The sequence below is a fragment of the Wolbachia endosymbiont (group A) of Pherbina coryleti genome (genome assembly GCF_964026875.1).
In the GTDB taxonomy this organism is placed as follows: Bacteria; Pseudomonadota; Alphaproteobacteria; order Rickettsiales; family Anaplasmataceae; genus Wolbachia; species Wolbachia pipientis.
Genome location: NZ_OZ034706.1, coordinates 533,996 through 550,337 on the forward strand (window position 1 = coordinate 533,996; position 16,342 = coordinate 550,337).

At 36.2% G+C, this 16,342-nt stretch carries 12 protein-coding genes, 1 tRNA gene and 2 pseudogenes; 8 read left to right on the forward strand and 7 right to left on the reverse strand.

Annotation, left to right across the window (positions count from 1 at the left end; genetic code table 11):
* Positions 1–54 precede the first annotated feature (54 nt).
* From AAGD87_RS02750 to AAGD87_RS02760, 3 genes and pseudogenes are all read left to right on the forward strand, one after another.
* The gene (locus AAGD87_RS02750; RefSeq protein WP_341817726.1) at positions 55–483 is read left to right on the forward strand and encodes a zinc-ribbon domain-containing protein; all 429 of its coding nucleotides are present in this window, start codon (positions 55–57) and stop codon (positions 481–483) included.
* 94 nt (positions 484–577) lie between these two features.
* On the forward strand, positions 578–1,258 hold the full coding sequence (gene rpe / locus AAGD87_RS02755) for a ribulose-phosphate 3-epimerase (RefSeq protein WP_341817727.1): 681 nt from the start codon (positions 578–580) through the stop codon (positions 1,256–1,258).
* 106 nt (positions 1,259–1,364) lie between these two features.
* Positions 1,365–2,674 (forward strand): annotated as a pseudogene (locus AAGD87_RS02760) (IS4 family transposase).
* Between the two features lie 68 nt (positions 2,675–2,742).
* On the opposite strand, the gene AAGD87_RS02765 reads toward AAGD87_RS02760, so the two are convergent.
* The 7 genes from AAGD87_RS02765 to AAGD87_RS02795 form a co-directional block, all read right to left on the reverse strand.
* Positions 2,743–2,829 (reverse strand) — tRNA-Ser (locus AAGD87_RS02765).
* 31 nt (positions 2,830–2,860) lie between these two features.
* Positions 2,861–3,697 carry a DUF2163 domain-containing protein gene (locus AAGD87_RS02770; protein ID WP_341817728.1) on the reverse strand — a complete coding sequence of 279 codons (837 nt, stop codon included), beginning with the start codon at positions 3,695–3,697 and terminating at the stop codon, positions 2,861–2,863.
* 510 nt (positions 3,698–4,207) lie between these two features.
* The gene (locus AAGD87_RS02775; RefSeq protein WP_338481664.1) at positions 4,208–6,175 is read right to left on the reverse strand and encodes a porin; all 1,968 of its coding nucleotides are present in this window, start codon (positions 6,173–6,175) and stop codon (positions 4,208–4,210) included.
* Positions 6,176–6,382: 207 nt separating this feature from the next.
* Positions 6,383–7,204 carry a 3'-5' exonuclease gene (locus tag AAGD87_RS02780; RefSeq protein ID WP_341817729.1) on the reverse strand — a complete coding sequence of 274 codons (822 nt, stop codon included), beginning with the start codon at positions 7,202–7,204 and terminating at the stop codon, positions 6,383–6,385.
* Positions 7,197–8,081 carry a GTPase Era gene (gene era / locus AAGD87_RS02785; RefSeq protein WP_010082484.1) on the reverse strand — a complete coding sequence of 295 codons (885 nt, stop codon included), beginning with the start codon at positions 8,079–8,081 and terminating at the stop codon, positions 7,197–7,199. Before era ends, AAGD87_RS02780 begins: the two co-directional genes overlap by 8 nt.
* A 250-nt stretch (positions 8,082–8,331) precedes the next feature.
* A complete protein-coding gene (cydB, locus tag AAGD87_RS02790) occupies positions 8,332–9,354 on the reverse strand; it encodes a cytochrome d ubiquinol oxidase subunit II (protein ID WP_341817730.1) in 1,023 nt (340 codons plus the stop codon).
* The gene (locus tag AAGD87_RS02795; RefSeq protein ID WP_006280502.1) at positions 9,347–10,753 is read right to left on the reverse strand and encodes a cytochrome ubiquinol oxidase subunit I; all 1,407 of its coding nucleotides are present in this window, start codon (positions 10,751–10,753) and stop codon (positions 9,347–9,349) included. Before AAGD87_RS02795 ends, cydB begins: the two co-directional genes overlap by 8 nt.
* 614 nt (positions 10,754–11,367) lie before the next feature.
* Between AAGD87_RS02795 and AAGD87_RS02800 the strand changes: the two genes are divergently transcribed.
* From AAGD87_RS02800 to AAGD87_RS02820, 5 genes and pseudogenes are all read left to right on the forward strand, one after another.
* On the forward strand, positions 11,368–11,517 hold the full coding sequence (locus AAGD87_RS02800) for a hypothetical protein (RefSeq protein WP_341817640.1): 150 nt from the start codon (positions 11,368–11,370) through the stop codon (positions 11,515–11,517).
* Between the two features lie 43 nt (positions 11,518–11,560).
* Positions 11,561–12,808: a group II intron reverse transcriptase/maturase gene (gene ltrA, locus AAGD87_RS02805; protein WP_341817731.1), complete on the forward strand. Its 1,248-nt coding sequence runs from the start codon at positions 11,561–11,563 to the stop codon at positions 12,806–12,808.
* A 739-nt stretch (positions 12,809–13,547) separates the two neighbouring features.
* Entirely contained in the window at positions 13,548–14,168 is a 621-nt protein-coding gene (locus tag AAGD87_RS02810; RefSeq protein WP_010082437.1) for a superoxide dismutase, read from the forward strand.
* Positions 14,165–15,436: a M16 family metallopeptidase gene (locus AAGD87_RS02815; protein WP_010962800.1), complete on the forward strand. Its 1,272-nt coding sequence runs from the start codon at positions 14,165–14,167 to the stop codon at positions 15,434–15,436. Before AAGD87_RS02810 ends, AAGD87_RS02815 begins: the two co-directional genes overlap by 4 nt.
* A 162-nt stretch (positions 15,437–15,598) precedes the next feature.
* Positions 15,599–16,293, forward strand: a pseudogene (locus AAGD87_RS02820) (IS630 family transposase); the annotation flags it as partial.
* Positions 16,294–16,342 lie beyond the last annotated feature (49 nt).

The window sequence follows — 16,342 nt, forward strand, 5'->3', positions numbered from 1 at the left end:
ATTAAATTTGTAGCTCGTATCATTTGGGCTTGTTACTACTTATATGTAAGTGCTATGAAAATACAATGTAATAGTTGTACTAAAACTTACTTAGTATCTCCTAAGCAAATAGGTGCATCTGGAAGAAAGGTAAAATGTACGAACTGCAATCACATATGGCATGAATATCTAGAAGAAGTGTCAAACAAATCGCACTCTGCTAATATACAGGAAAAAAAAGTTAGTGGAAGGAATTTTTTACAAAATCTAGCATTTACCACTCTAGCTTTTGCAACAGCTACAGGGTTATGCGTCATAATTGCTAACGGCATCTTTCCTAGAGAGATGAACAAAGCATACAAAACGATCAGTTTATACAAGGATTCAATAAGCTATAAATTAGGGTACAAAAAAGAACAAACAGAAAGTCCAAATGTAAAAAAACTTGCTGTAAATAAGTTTTATCAAGACTACCTTTTTTTATCTAATTTAAGATCTAGTTAAATAGGCATACCGATATCGGTCTCTAGCTACTCAGATGGTGCTTAGGGTGACAGAGTTTTAAAAATAAGTTATTTTTTAGCAAAAAAGGCAGCTCATGAGTATTAAAATTGCACCTTCTATACTTTCAGCAGATTTTGCAAAATTAGGGGAAGAAGTAAGAAAAATTAGCGATTTAGGTGTAGATTACATACACATAGACGTTATGGATGGGAATTTCGTTCCAAATATTACAATTGGTCCTAGCGTTGTTTCTGCAATACGTAAATATAGCAATCTTCCTTTTGATGTGCATTTAATGGTCAAATCTCCTGGTAACCACATTGAAAGCTTTATAAATGCTGGTGCTGATATTATCACTGTACATGCAGAAGCAGAGATACACCTTGAGAGGTTGATAAGAAAGATAAAGTCATACAAAAATGTAAACGACGAAAAAAAACCGATTCAAGTTGGAGTTTCAATTGTTCCTTCAACTTCCCCAAGTGTGCTTGAATATATAATACATGAGCTAGATATTGTGCTGATTATGACAGTCAACCCTGGCTTTGGAGGGCAGGAATTTATTCATTCACAGTTGAACAAGATATCTACTATAAAAAAAATGATACAGGAGCGTAATCTTAAAACACAAATTTCAGTAGATGGTGGAATTAACTTTTCTAACGCAGCTGATATAATAAAAGCAGGTGCTGATATTTTAGTTGCGGGATCGGCGATATTCAAGGCTGAAGATATTAAGAAGGCCGTAAACGATCTTAAAAAGCTATTGTTGTGACCCTATATAGCTATATCATACGCGTCAAGTTAAGGAAATAAAGGTATGAAAGAGATAGAATAATAAGGTATAAGTTCTCCCAGATATACTTTTAGTGAGAGAACCAATGAATAAAATAACTTGCTTATCAAAAAAGCTCAAAGAATTTTTTAATGAAAAAGCAGAGAAAATCTCAATTACAACAAGGTTTATAAAAAGAAAGAGAAAGCTAAAAGGTTCATCATTCGTAAAAGCCATGGTCTTGGGTAATATAGGAGTTGATAATTGTAGCGTAGAAACAATGTGTCAATTACTAAACGAGGACTCGATAGATATAACAAAACAAGGTTTGGATTTTAGATTTACTGAAGAAGCAGTGGAATTTATGAAAAGGATGTATAATGAATCTGTGATTCTCTTTAAAAATATCTTGCAAGTTGATTGCAAAATCTTACAGCAATTTAATAGTGTTAAATTATTGGACAGTAGCTATATTACTCTACCTAACAGTATGGAAGAGATGTATAAAGGTTATGGTACTAGCTACAGTGGCTATGAAAGCAATACTAAGTCTGGAATAAAGTTACAATTAGTTTTCGACTACATGAATCAGATAATAGACCAACTTAATTTAACGGAGGGGGTAAGATCAGACCAGGGATATAGGAAACATTTAAGTAATATATTAAGCAATGATTTGCTAATATCTGATCTCGGTTATTTTGTGCCAAGTTCTTTTAAACAAATCAATGAAATAGGAGCTTATTTCATAAGTCGTCGATACCAACATATATGATGTAGAAACAAATCAAAAAATGGAGTTATTAGAATGTTGAGAGGATAAGTTATTTTTAGAAAACGAGGTATTGTTAGGAAAAGAAGCAAAAATTAGAGTAAGAATTATATGTCAGAAACTAACTGAAGAACAGTCTATGGGCAGAAGAAGGAAAGCTAATAGATTAGCAAGATCGCAGATCCTCTAAAAGAAATCAAAAATTGTTGAACTGGTCAATATTTATAACTAATGTTCCAGAAAATAAAATTAGTGCTGAGCAAGTATTAACGATTTACAGAGTAAGGTGGCAAATTGAGTTATTATTTAAATTGTATAAAAGCCATATCAGGCTTGATAAGCTAAAAGGAAAGCCATGCAGAGTATTATGTGAACTATATGCTAAATTGTGCGCAATTCTTATATTTCACGGCATAGTTGGTTGCACAGAAGTGAAAAAGAATACAGAACTTAGCTTAACAAAGGCATTTATTGAGCTAAAAAGGCGGGTTAGAGAGTTATTTTTAGTATTAACCAAAATTAATAGTTTAAAAGCATTTCTTAAAAAACTCACTATAACTTGGTCGCGATTTTCATTAAAAGACAAACGTAGAAGGGCTAGAGTATCCACTTTAACCTCTCTAAATTTGCTCACAATCTCTTAACTTGACGCGTATGGTTCGTACAGTTGTGTGCGCGACCGGGGGTTTTATACTATTCTAGAAGTAACATACGGAAAAGGGGGGATTCGAACCCCCGACATATTTTCATATGTGCACGCTTTCCAAGCGTGTGCTTTAGACCACTCAGCCACCTTTCCATGCTTATTCATAATATTGAAAATTGTACTGCTAAACAATATAAAAACCTGGTATATAGGGTTCACCACGAAAATTCACAGTATTGTTAAACTTGCTTCTGCAAGTTGGAAATGTTTTATCGCAACCTGCGAGTATTGAATATTTATCTCCAGCAAAAATTTGGTATGGAGGCGAAGTAAACAACGTAACTACTTTATTTTTATATTCTTTTACTACACCTTCAAACGCTATTGAGCCAAAGAATTTTACTACTCCGTGCTTATAATATTCATCACTCTCAGTTAAATTCGTGTCTTCAAATCTTCTTTCGTCTATTACTTTAGTGATTGTACTTATTTTACTAAATTTTTTAGTATCGGCTTTACATTTATCATCGCAAAATTGTGCTCTGCATGCAGGAGAGTATAATTCTGCTATGCTTCTCTCAAGCTTTGCTGAAAGCCCTCTAATTTCAACAATAAATCTTCCACTACTTAATGTCACTTTACCAAAAATTCCTGAATGTAGATTCATTGTTCCCTGGGTCAAGTCTTTATAATTCACAAGAAATATTTCAATATTTGCAAAGTCGTACTTTCCTGATAAAACATCTTCTTCTTTAATATCAGCACTATTTAATATCCCTTCAATTTCTAGATTATCAGTTTTTAAATCGCTGTTTAATATTATACTACTGGCTGTAAATCCACTTGAAGATTTATAGAGTATATTATCAATATTTAAATCTTCATCATAGTCAGTGAATCCCATTACTTCTCCACCTGCGAGCTTTAATTTCCAGCACGTAGCGGTGGTAAGTATAGCACTTCTCGCAATAGTCCGAATAGGATAAGATATGTGCTTATGGCTATGGTAGAGCAGTAGCATATTATGATCTGTTCGGATTATTGTAAAAAGAGCTATAATTCTCCAGCTAAATGATTTTTTAGTGTGGTTTGCATAGGGGCCTCCTGCTTAATTGATTAAATTTGAAAGTAGCTATACGGCCAGTAGAATAAGGGCAGTGTGTTCTTTTCTCATCATCTAAGTAGCCATAAAGCGTCATTCCGGTGACCATAGGGTGTCATTCCAGTGCTTGACACTGGAATCCAGGAAATTTTGCTTGTAAGTAAGCAAACTGATTTGGTGAGCATAAAAAGTGGCTGATCTTATGCTGAATAAACGCTTTTGATGAAGTTGCATGGAAATCTGGATCCCAGTGTCTGGGCACTGGGATGACATCCTTCTTGGTGGAGTGTCCTCAAATCACAATGTTCGTACAGTTGTGTGTCACGCACTGGGATGACAGGAGAGAGGACACCATATGTTTATTTGATCGACAAATAAACACTAACAGACAAGAATACACCACAGTTAACTGTGGTGTGTACTGGCTGGTTAGAAAGAAAACTTCACACCAGTAAGAAGGAGAATTCCTTGGTTAGAAGGTACATCAGCATCAGACTCATCTTTCAGCTTACCTGTTTCGTTAGTCATAAAATAATGGAGAGCTGCGTAAGGAACAAATTTGTTCTTACTGCATGCAGGAGACAGATCATATTGAACGCCAAGTGCACCATCATGAAGCATATCTTTGTCATTCATTCTGCTGCCAAAATACGTCAAACTTGTGTAGATATTCTCATGTTGATACCCAGCTCCTACAGTCCAATACATGGTATCTATACTATCTTTACCAAATTGAGCTTTCAGCCCTTCCACTCTTTTGCCATCAGTAGCATCTTTACTATCAATTTCCGTATAGGTATCACCAATTAATTTTTTAATACCCTTCGGTTGACCAGATTTGCCCAAGTATGCAAAAGAGGCAGCAAACTTTACGCCTTGATCTTCATTAATCTTATAATCAGCGCTTACACCAAAATTAACACCCATCAGGTCATTATACTCTACAAATTCCTTATAAAGATGCTTATCTTTACTTGGTTGCTTTGGAAAGCCATACTCACCAACTGCAGAAGTTTTAACTTTTACATTATATTTATCAAAGTCATATTCATATGATGCACCAGCACTTACTATGTGCTCATAGTCTGGACCGACATGCCTTATCTTATCTTTTACCTTACCGTTTTTCTCTTCTTTTTCTTTCACAATAAACAAGCTACTATCATAACGAGGTGCATAACTGATGCCAAACCTTGCGCCCATATAATTTGGTGAGTAGTAGGCAACTCTAAATGGCAGTGTAGTCATAACGCCTTTGTTATATTTCCCTGCCATGCGGAAAGAGAATTTTTCACTTTCACTCGAAAAACTTTCAGTGTAAAGACGTGGTGTTACATAAAATGGAAAGCTAGCAGCGCTTCCTTCTAAGTTCACTTTTCTGAACCAGTCACTATCTGCAGCTCCGTCAACAGTCGCAATTCTTGTTGCATCAAGCCTCATCAGAGCCTCAGGACCAAATTGGTAACCAAGCTTCACGTCACCATATTTTGAGTTAACAAACACATGCGCACTTCTGCCTTTTGCAGCATAAACACCCTGTGAAGCTCCCTTACCTTCGGTCACTGGAACATGAAACTGCACGTCAGCACCATAAAGAAGACCTAAATCTTCATTCTTATTTTCTGCTCTGAGGTGCAATATCGCGTCAGCAATCATACCCATATCGTTGCTGTAATCACCAATATTTCCTATTCCTTCATAGAATATTGGATTTGCTCCTCTTGTTATATCTGGAGTGGCATTATAATACTCTGTAGATCTGTTTGGCATAACGTTATAACGTTTATAATCTGCGCCACTTGGTCCAGCTTTGCCATAACCTTGAGCATCAACAACACCACCAAAAGTTATTCTTAAATTACTTTGCCCTTGATTGGTATCGATAATATCAACTCCACCAACTGAAACAACAGGACTTGCCTTACCTTTTTCCTCTGTATTTTTGTTAACAACTTTTATATCCTTCTTTACATCTTTAGCTTCAACTTTAGCATTCTTAGTTTTAGAACGCTTAGTTTTTGAAACTTTACCTTTTTCTATATTAGAATTCTTAGCGTTTAGAGCTTTCGCTTTTGAATCCTCTATAAGCTTTGCTTTTTTCTCATTTGCTAGCCTGATCTCCTCTTTTTTCTTCTGCTCGGCTGCTAATCTTAGCTCCTCTTTTTTCTTAAGCTCTTCAGCTTTTTTTCTTGGATCAGCATTACATATTCTGTCCATCTTTTCTTTCAGTTTTTTATTTGATGTTTTCATAACTTCCACTTTTCCAGAAGTTTTTGTGCTCTCTTGCTTTTTTATTTCCTTCATACTCTCATCAGGAAAGTCAGCTGCAAAACTGCTGAAAGAACATAAAGTTAATAAAGAAACTAGAGCAGTTCTAGTATACATAGACTTTTTCATGAAGTGCCCCCAAAAAATTTCGAAATCATATCTTAAATGTAAATAGTATAAAAATGTTGAAAATTCAACTTAAAGCAACCTTATAACGAAAATAAAAGTAAAATGCAATACCTTAAAAGCAACTTTCTTAATATGCTCAACGTGTATATTAACCAAAATTTAGTACAGAGGTTCGCTTGTTAGTGCATTATAACTCGACTATTTATTCTATGGAAGTAAAATTTTTCCACCACAAGTTATTTGCCATTCTTCTTTAAATTTCTTTAGGTATTCTTTTTTTTCGCACTCTAAAAGCAGCTCTTCCACACTTTTGTTGTAGCTTTCAGTAGTAATCCTTCCCTGATGATGCATGAACCTTAAGTAAATCAAATAAGTGTTAATTACATCTGTTTCACAATAATCTCGAATCTCTTGTATCTTGCCGCTATCGTATAAGTCCATAACTTGTGACCCATCAACTCCAATCTTACCAGGAAGATTAAATGCTGCACAAACTTCGTTCATTTTTACTCTCGCAGAAGCTCCAAAATCAGAGAGGGATTCAAGCAAATCACAATGCCAATCACTGCTATATCTCTGATTGTAACTATTCCACTTATCGCCAGCTTTATGAAAATATTCTGCTTGAATGCCATGGACCATAGCACGATACTTCAGCACTGGTATATCAAAAGTGCGTCCGTTGAACGAAACTAATCTTGGCTTTTTCTCTGATATGTAGTTAAAAAATCCTTTCACTAGCTCCTTTTCACTGGAATTTAGTGTGCCTCCAGATCTTATTTCTTGCAGTGTGAACACCTCATAACCACTCTGGTAGCTTATATTGCAAAGTAAAAAACTAATAACTACAACAAGGTGAAAAGGCTGACGCAGAAAAGAGTTTTGCCCGTTTGTTATTTCAAGATGATATTTTGTTAATGCATCCCTCTTCTCTTCTACACTACTATCATCACTAATATTGAGTAAATTTTTGCAGGAATGTACATCTGGTATAGTTTCAATATCAAATACCAATAAAGAATTAAGCATTGCCTATATACTCCTCCGGACGGTCGATCCAAGGTCGCACTTTCACAAATAAAAAGAGGTGTACCTTGCACTCAAATAATTTTTCTAGTTCAGCACGCGCTTCGATATTAATTTTTTTAATATTACTGCCATCTTTTCCTAGTACTATTTTTTTATGACTATCTTTCAACACAAATATGATCTGTTTGATGACTAAACTCTTATCTTTTTTTTCCTCAAATTGTTCAGTTATAACAGCTGTAGAGTATGGCAATTCTTCACGCAAGTTCAAGAATAATTTTTCTCTCGTAATTTCTGCTGATAAAAAATTTGTCGAGGAATCGGTTATTTGATCTTCTTCATAAAACCAGGGGCTCACCGATGCAACTTCAGACAAGTAATTCATCAAATCAGAAAGTCCATCATTCTTTAATGCTGATATCATAAAAACCTTTTCAAATTTATAAAGCAAATTCAGATGCTCATGCGCCATCTTTAATTCAGGCCTTTTTACCAAATCAGTTTTATTGATAACCAAAATGCATCTGCCTTTTGTGCGCTGCAGCCGCATAAATATAGTCTTAATTCTTTCTATATTTTTCAAATAATTGCTTACATCAACAAGCAACAAAGTGATGTCACTATCCTTAACTGCCGACCATGCAGATTTGACTAAAGCTTTTTCAAGTTTTGTTTCTGCTGAGAAAATTCCTGGGGAGTCAGTAAAGACAATTTGTGTGTTGTTGCATGTTGCAACACCCCTTATTTGCGTCCTTGTTGTTTGCACTTTAGGGGTGACAATTGCAATTTTCTTGCCTATGATGCTGTTAATTAATGTAGACTTCCCAGCATTTGGTAAGCCAGCTATGGTTACAAATAAGCATTTTTGTTCTTTCACAAAGAAAATTATAAAGAAAACTGAATGCCCGCGTCAAGCTACTTATATGACAAGAAGGATGACAGAACCCTTTTTGGTTAGCATGCAAAAAGGAAAAAAACTTATTCTACAAATTAAAAATACAATATACTCAAAAACTTTTCAGAAAATCCATAGGAGGGTTTGCTAATGAAGGTTCTTGAGTTGACGCCATTGCCTGAACGACTGCTTGATTTAAGGGTAACGTTTTAACCATAAGGTCACTAACTCCTTAATATGTGTGTTCATAATTTGATTTTCCACGAAAGACATAATAGCAATAACCAGTGTAAGTTAAAATGATTGGTAAAAGCGGTATTATAACAATGAGCATTAAAGATAAACTTGGCCCAGAAGCGGCTGCATCCAGAATGGTATATTGAAAAGGTATAATCCATGGGTAGATACTAATTCCTAAACCTAAATATCCCATAAAAAAAATAGCAATACTGAGAAAGAATGGACGGTACTCCTGTTTAGTATTCTGAAGATCAAACCACAGCATGAAAAATAGCCAAGATGTGAGTAATGGAATAGAAAATAAATAATAAAAATTTGGCATGCTAAACCAAAAGTTTTTAATACGTTCATTTAAAAATGGTGTCACTACACTCACTAGTCCCATGAAAATACCTACAAAACCAAGCGTATAAGAAGCAACCTTGCGTGCCCATTCTTGTGTTATATTTTCTGTCTTCATTATGAGCCATGTAGAACCTAAAAGTGCATATCCAAATATCACAGCAATGCCTGTCATTACACTAAAAGCACTTGCCCAATCAAATTGGCCACCAGAAAAGTTGCGTCCGTTTACTTCTACACCATGTATAAATGCACCTAAAATCATGCCTTGGCAAAATGCAGCACCAAGTGACCCAAAATGAAAGGCATAATCCCATAATCGCCTGTATTTTCCTTCTGCCTTAAAACGAAACTCAAAGGATACTCCGCGCACTATAAGGCCAAGCAGCATAATAATGATTGGAATATAAAAAGCAGGCATTAATATTGAATATGCAAGAGGAAAAGCAGCAAACAACCCTCCACCACCCAATACCAACCATGTTTCGTTTCCATCCCAAAATGGTGCAATTGAGCTTATCATGTGATCACGGCATTTATCTGACGGTGCAAAAGGAAGTAAAATACCAATACCTAAATCAAACCCATCCATTAAAATATACAGTAAAACAGCTATGGCAATTAGTAATCCCCAGATTAGGGGTAAATTAATTAAGGAAGAAAAATCAAACATGATTGTTGTCCTTTCCAGATGTACCAGCATCAATCACTGAAGCTCCAATACCGTGTTTATAAAATTGCTCTTCTTCTTTAATGACAGGAATTCCTTTGTATATAAGTTTCAGAATATAGTAACTACCTGCTCCAAATATAAGGGTATACATAACGATAAATGCAATCAAAGACCATGCAACCTGAGGACCGGTAATCGCAGATGAAAATGATTCAATTGTGCGCATAATTCCATATACAGTGTAAGGTTGACGGCCAATTTCAGTAGTAAACCAACCTGCAAGTAACGCTATGAACCCAGACGGCATCATTGATATCCACCATCCATGTAAGAAACAACTTTGGAATAATTTGCCACGAAGATACTGTATAACACTTACTGACCCAATTATGATCATTAAAATTCCAACTCCAACCATTATACGGAAGGACCAGAATACCCATACTACAGGTGGTCTATCTTCTTTTTTCCATTCCTTTAATCCTTTTACTTCTCCTAAAAAATCATGTGTTAAGATCAAGCTGGCAAGATTAGGAATTTTTATCTCGTAGTGATTAATTTCATTTTGCTGATCCGGATAAGCAAATAAAAGTAAGCCAGCCCCTTTTTCGGTTTCCCATATACCTTCCATTGCAGCAATCTTAGCAGGTTGATGCTTTAGTGTATTTAATCCATGCCTATCTCCCATGAACAGCTGAAATGGTGCAGCTAAAGCTACCATAATGGTTGCCATACCAAGCATAATTCTTGCTTGAGGAGCATGTCGTTTTCTCCAAAGATAAAATGCTCCTACACCACCAACCACAAAAGCTGTTGTAAGATAGGCTGCTGTTACCATATGAATAAAGCGATAAGGGAAAGAAGGATTAAAAATAATCTCTAACCAATTGGTTGGATATAGGAGACCATTCTCACCAATCGTGAATCCAGCGGGTGTTTGCATCCAACTGTTGGCCGCAATAATCCAAAAAGCTGAAATAAGCGTTCCCACTGCAACAATACAAGTAGAAGCAAAGTGCATACGAGAACTTACTCTATTCCATCCAAATAGCATAATACTCAAAAAAGATGCCTCCAGAAAAAAGGCTGTTAAAACCTCAAAGGAAAATAGAGGGCCGAGAACATTGGCTATGCGGTCAGAAAAAATCGACCAATTGGTACCAAGTTGATATGACATTACAACTCCAGATACCACTCCCATGCCAAAAGCAACGGCAAAAATCTTGATCCAGAATTTATAAACATCACGGAAACGTGTATCACCAGTCTTAAGCCAACACCATTCCAAAAAGGCTAGAAAACTTGCAAGCCCGATCGTGAAAGCAGGAAATATAATGTGAAAGCCTATTGTGAAGGCAAACTGAATTCGAGCTAATAATAAAGGATCAAATTTAAACATTTTACCTAATACCCATGTATTACAAATAATAGCCAAATCTGCCTATAATTCAATCCATTTTTTCACAAAATTGACCTTACCCAGAAAAAGTAGAGAGAAAGTTAAGACGTTTTTGTCATGAGAATAAATTGTGCAGGAATACAACTGTTCTTCCTTGTCATACCGTCACGGTATCTCTAGATCCCGCTAACACGTAGCGGAATGACGATTGTCAGGCCAGCGCCCCTATGATGTCATCCCAGTGCTCCTTTTTTTGTCATCCCAGTGTCAGCTACTCGGATGACAGTGCGCCGTAGAAACACGGGAAGTGTTGAAGCTGTGCAATAGATGAGGGTGGGCCCCTCGGAGCCGGTTTGCAAGAGCAGACTTCAAACAGCCATAAGCTGCTTTGGTAAAGAGCTAAGGTAGTGAGCGTTATGGAAAAGGCACAATTATGTGTCATGTGTGAAATAGAGAGACGAACGCAAGTGAACCACTGATGAAGTGTCGAAAGCGTAGAGACGACGTCAAAACCAGGGGGTAGTCGTTAATCTGGGATAAATCTACCGGGAGCTTGTTTACTGGGTGGGTGGCGTCCGGCATAAAAGTGGCGTGAATCTATTTTAGGCTATTGCATGGAACTACGGGAACCTGTCGTTTTGATGAAAAGGGAGAAGTCCAAAGAGCTGATCTCTGAGGATGAGAGTACCGATGCGAAAAACAGGGGCGGATTAGCTCGTAGTAGCGAAGAAGTTTCTGTAATGGAAATGGAGCGAAGGGGCTGAGTTATTTAGTTTTAATTATTTATCAACCGAAAGGGAGGAGTTAATGAATAAAACAAAGTCTTTTGATATACCGAAGCAACTTATTTGGAGAGCTTATAAACAAGTATCGAAAAATAAAGGTGCAGCAGGTGTAGATGAGGTCTCGATAACAAAGTTTGAGGAAAATCTAAAAGACAATCTATACAAACTATGGAATCGGATGTCATCCGGAAGTTATTTTCCAGAGCCTGTAAAAGCTGTAGCAATACCAAAAAATACTGGAGGAGGGCAAAGAATTTTATGCGTTCCCTCAGTATCAGATAGGATAGCGCAAACAGCCGCTACAATGTATCTTGAACCGTTAGTAGAACCGAAATTTCATGAAGATTCATATGGTTATAGAGCAAATAAGTCTGCATTGGATGCGGTATACACAGCACGGAAGAGATGTTGGAAAAATGATTGGACGGTAGATCTTGATATATCTGGATTTTTCGACAATCTGGACCACGATTTAGCACTGCAGGCTATCAAGAAACACACAGACTGCAAATGGGTCATACTATACGTTGAAAGGTGGATGAAATCCCCTATACAACTTGCAGATGGCAGTAAGGTAGTTAGGGATAAAGGAGTTCCACAAGGAGGTTCAGTTAGCCCAATCATCTCTAATATATTCATGCATCATGTGTTTGATATATGGATGAAAAAGAACTACCCGACAGTACTATTTGAGAGGTATGTGGATGATGCGATAGTGCACTGCAGAACTAAGAAACAGGCAGAATTTATGAAAGTAATGATCGAAGAAAGATTGGCTGAGTATAAGTTGAAATTACATCCTGAAAAGACACAGATAGTGTACTGTAAGGATGATGATAGAAGAGAGGAATTTCCTACACAGAACTTTGATTTTCTAGGTTATACTTTTAGACCTAGAGTAGCAAAGAATAAGATGAGGAATTATTTCGTCTCATTTCTACCAGCAATTAGTAACAAAGCCAAGAAGAAGATCAAGAAAACCATAAAGTCATGGAGAATACATCGGATTACATGGACCACACTAGAGGAAATATCGAAGAAAATAGATCCAATAGTCAGAGGCTGGTTTCAGTACTATGGCAGGTTTTATAAATCAGAGATGTATCCATCTCTCAGAAATATAGAGAGATACCTCATAAGATGGGTCAGGACAAAATATAAGAAACTTCGTGATCACGGAAGACTAGCAAAGCAATTTCTAGGAAAAGTGAGAAAGAGGTCTCCAAATATTTTCTATCACTGGACACTTGGGTTAGGATCAAAAGGCTAAATAATGGGAGCTGCATAAACCGAGAGGTTTCCGTGCAGTTCTGCGAGAGACTGGTGGGGAAGTTCCGCCGGTCTACTCTCCTCATCCTTTTTTTGGGATTCCAGCGTCACGCGCTGGAATGACACCTTCCGTATAAACATTAAGAAATTTACCAAGCGGAGAAAAAGGCAAAAGAAGCCCCGTGGTTGGCTAATTACTTACATTATACTTTCAAGTATGGCGTTTTTTTATTCTAAACGTTTAATAACCGCGATTCAGCTACTTTTAAACCGCAACTAATCTAAATTATAAACGTTAAGAAATTTACTAAACAGAAAAAAAGGCAAAAGAAACCCTAGGGTAGCTAGTTATTCACTATCCATTTTTTAAGTTGGCGTTTTTTTATGTTTTAAACGCTTTATAAGCGCGTTTCAGCTTATGTAGGTAGAAATTTTATAAGACATAAGGTGCACATAGTGCAAAAAATTAAGCATGAGACGCCAGATACGTGAGTTTTTTTGTCATTTAATCTGTACAGAGAAGATAAATAAATAGCTTCAGTTTCATGATAAGGGGGTTGGCGAAGGGTGTCAAGTAACTTTTGCATTTAATCCATTTCTATGGCTTATATAATAATCGTTATTGTAGTATAATTTAGAATAATGCAATAGATACCTAAATGTTTTAGCTATTAATTATATGTTGCACAAAAGCATATATTGCCCTACCATCCAAGTAGGTTAGAAATAAAGAGGTTTTTATGAGTTTTACTTTACCTGAATTACCATACGATAAAACAGCTTTGGAGCCTTATATATCTGCAAAAACCTTAGATTTTCATTATGATAAGCACCATAAAGGATATTTAAATAAACTCAACGAGCTAGTTGAAAATACAGATTATCAACATGTAAAAATTGAGGAATTAATAACAAAAGTGCATGGTAATAGCGGCAACTTGCCTATATTTAATAATGCAGCACAAGTTTGGAACCATACTTTTTATTGGAATTCAATGAAAAAAAATGGTGGTGGTAAGCCTAAAGATGGTAGTCTTCTAGCAAAAAAAATTCAAGACGATATCGGTGGCTTTGATAAATTTTATGAAGAATTTTCGAGTCATGGAGTAAGCCAGTTTGGCAGTGGATGGGTATGGTTAGTGCTCGAAAAAGGTAGGTTAGGAAAGCTCAAAATCACCAAGACTCCAAATGCAGATTTGCCAATAATTTATGGCCAAGTGCCACTACTCACTATGGATGTGTGGGAGCACGCCTATTATTTAGATTGTCAAAACCGTAGAATTGACTACATAAAAGTTTTCCTTGATCATTTGATTAATTGGGATTTTGCAGAAGAGAACTTAGAAGAATATATGAGATGAATATACCCCGGGTAACAAAATTAGATAATGGTCTGCGCATAATAACTGAGCAGGTGCGTGATATTGATTCCGTAGCTTTAAGCATACGAGTTGGTGTTGGCAGTAGAGCAGAAAGTGCAAAGCAAAATGGAATATCCCATTTTTTAGAACACATGGCTTTCAAAGGGACGAAGACAAGAACTGCCTTTGAAATTGCAAAAGCTTTTGATGACATAGGTGGAGTTTTCAACGCTAGCACCGGTAGGGAAAGCACCACCTATTATGCAAAAGTCCTCAAGAAAGACATAAAAACTGGTATTGATATATTAATAGATATATTGATGAATTCCACGTTTCCAGAAGATGAATTGGAACGTGAGAAGGGTGTTGTAATACAAGAGATTTTTCAAACTAATGATTCACCAAGTGACATTATTTTCGACAAATATTTTGAGGCAGCTTATAAAGACCAACCATTTGGTAGGTCAATCTTAGGCACGCAAAATACTGTAAAATCTTTTACTCGAGGAGATCTAGATAATTACATAAATGAGCATTACTTTGGTGAGAATATGCTATTTGCCGTTGCAGGAAATGTTGAACATGAAGAAGTTGTTGCATTAACCAAAGATTTTCTCTCAAAGATTCATTCTAAAAAGCTGAAAAAAAGCCAAAATGCAAGCTGTACTGGTGGTGAGTATTTAGAACATCGTAAATTAGATCAGGTACACTTGCTAATTGGTCTACCTAGTGTTTCTCGCCATGACGATAAATATCACACGTTTCAAGTGCTTGATTCTATATTAGGGAGCGGAATGTCATCACGTTTATTCCAGGAAGTAAGGGAAAAGCAGGGATTAGCTTACTCTGTTTATTCATTTAATTCCAGCTATACTAATACAGGAATGTTTTCCATTTTTGCTGGTACAGACAGTAGTAACTTAGATAAGCTTTTAAAATCTATAACGACAGAGTTGAAGAAGTTGTCTACAGATGATCTGAAGGAAGAAGAAGTAAATAGAGTGAAAGAGCGAGTAAAATCCCAAATTTTAATGTCACGCGAAAGTGTTAGCTCACGTGCTGAAACATTGGGACACTACTACGGTAACTATAATAGGTACATCAGTAAAAATGAATTAATAGAAAAAATTAGTGCAGTTACCACTGCTAACGTAAAAAAAGCAGCAGAAGAATTGTTATCTCAGCATGAAAAAACCACTCTAGCTGCAATTGGAGAAATTGAATCATTGCCAAGTTACGATAAAGTGGTTTCTATGCTTAAAGCTTAGTGTACTTTAATTATGTTGCTTAAGCTCACTAAAAAGTTCAATGAACGGTTGCAAAATCCTTTCTATAAAAAGTTTACTTTCTGGTTCATCGCGTATATTATAGCTCTTTCCATAAAAGTCCGGATGTGATAGGATAAGGGTAGATGATGATAAGGAGGTTGAATGCCAGCAGCATATAGTTATGATTTAAGAAAAAAAGCAATGGAAGCGCTAGACGAAGGAGAAAGCAGAGAAACAGTGGCAGCAAGATTTAAGATTGGACGAACTACTTTATGGGAGTGGCAGCAAAGAAGAAAAGAAACAGGAGACTTTCAATCAAAAAAACTTGGAAATGGGGGTTACAATCACAAAATTACCGACTGGGATACCTTTGCCAAATTTGCCAGAGAACACGGAGGAAAGACTCTATCGGAAATGGCTAAACTTTGGAACAACGTTAGTATCCAAACGATCTATCGAGCCCTTAAAAAAATTGGATTTACGCGCAAAAAAAGACATATGGATACAAGGAAAGAAACGAAGAAAAACGTGCTGAATTTTTGAAAATTATAGCGACAAAAGAACCTAAAAACTTAGTGTATATAGATGAGTCTGGCATTGATAACACCGAAGACTACCCCTACGGATATTGCCAGAAAGGACAGCGGTTTTATGCCTTAAAATCTGGAAAGAAAACTCAACGAATCAGTATGGTTGCAGCCTTAAGTGGAAGAAAGATAGTTGTTCCGTTAACCTTTGAAGGCCACTGTAATATGGATGTTTTTAATGGATGGTTTGAGCAATTTTTGACACCGATCTTGGAACCTGGACAGACTGTCATTCTTGACCATACGCGTCAAGTTAAGGAAATAAAGGTATGAAAGAGATAGAATAATAAGGTATAAGTTCTCCCAGATATACTTTTAG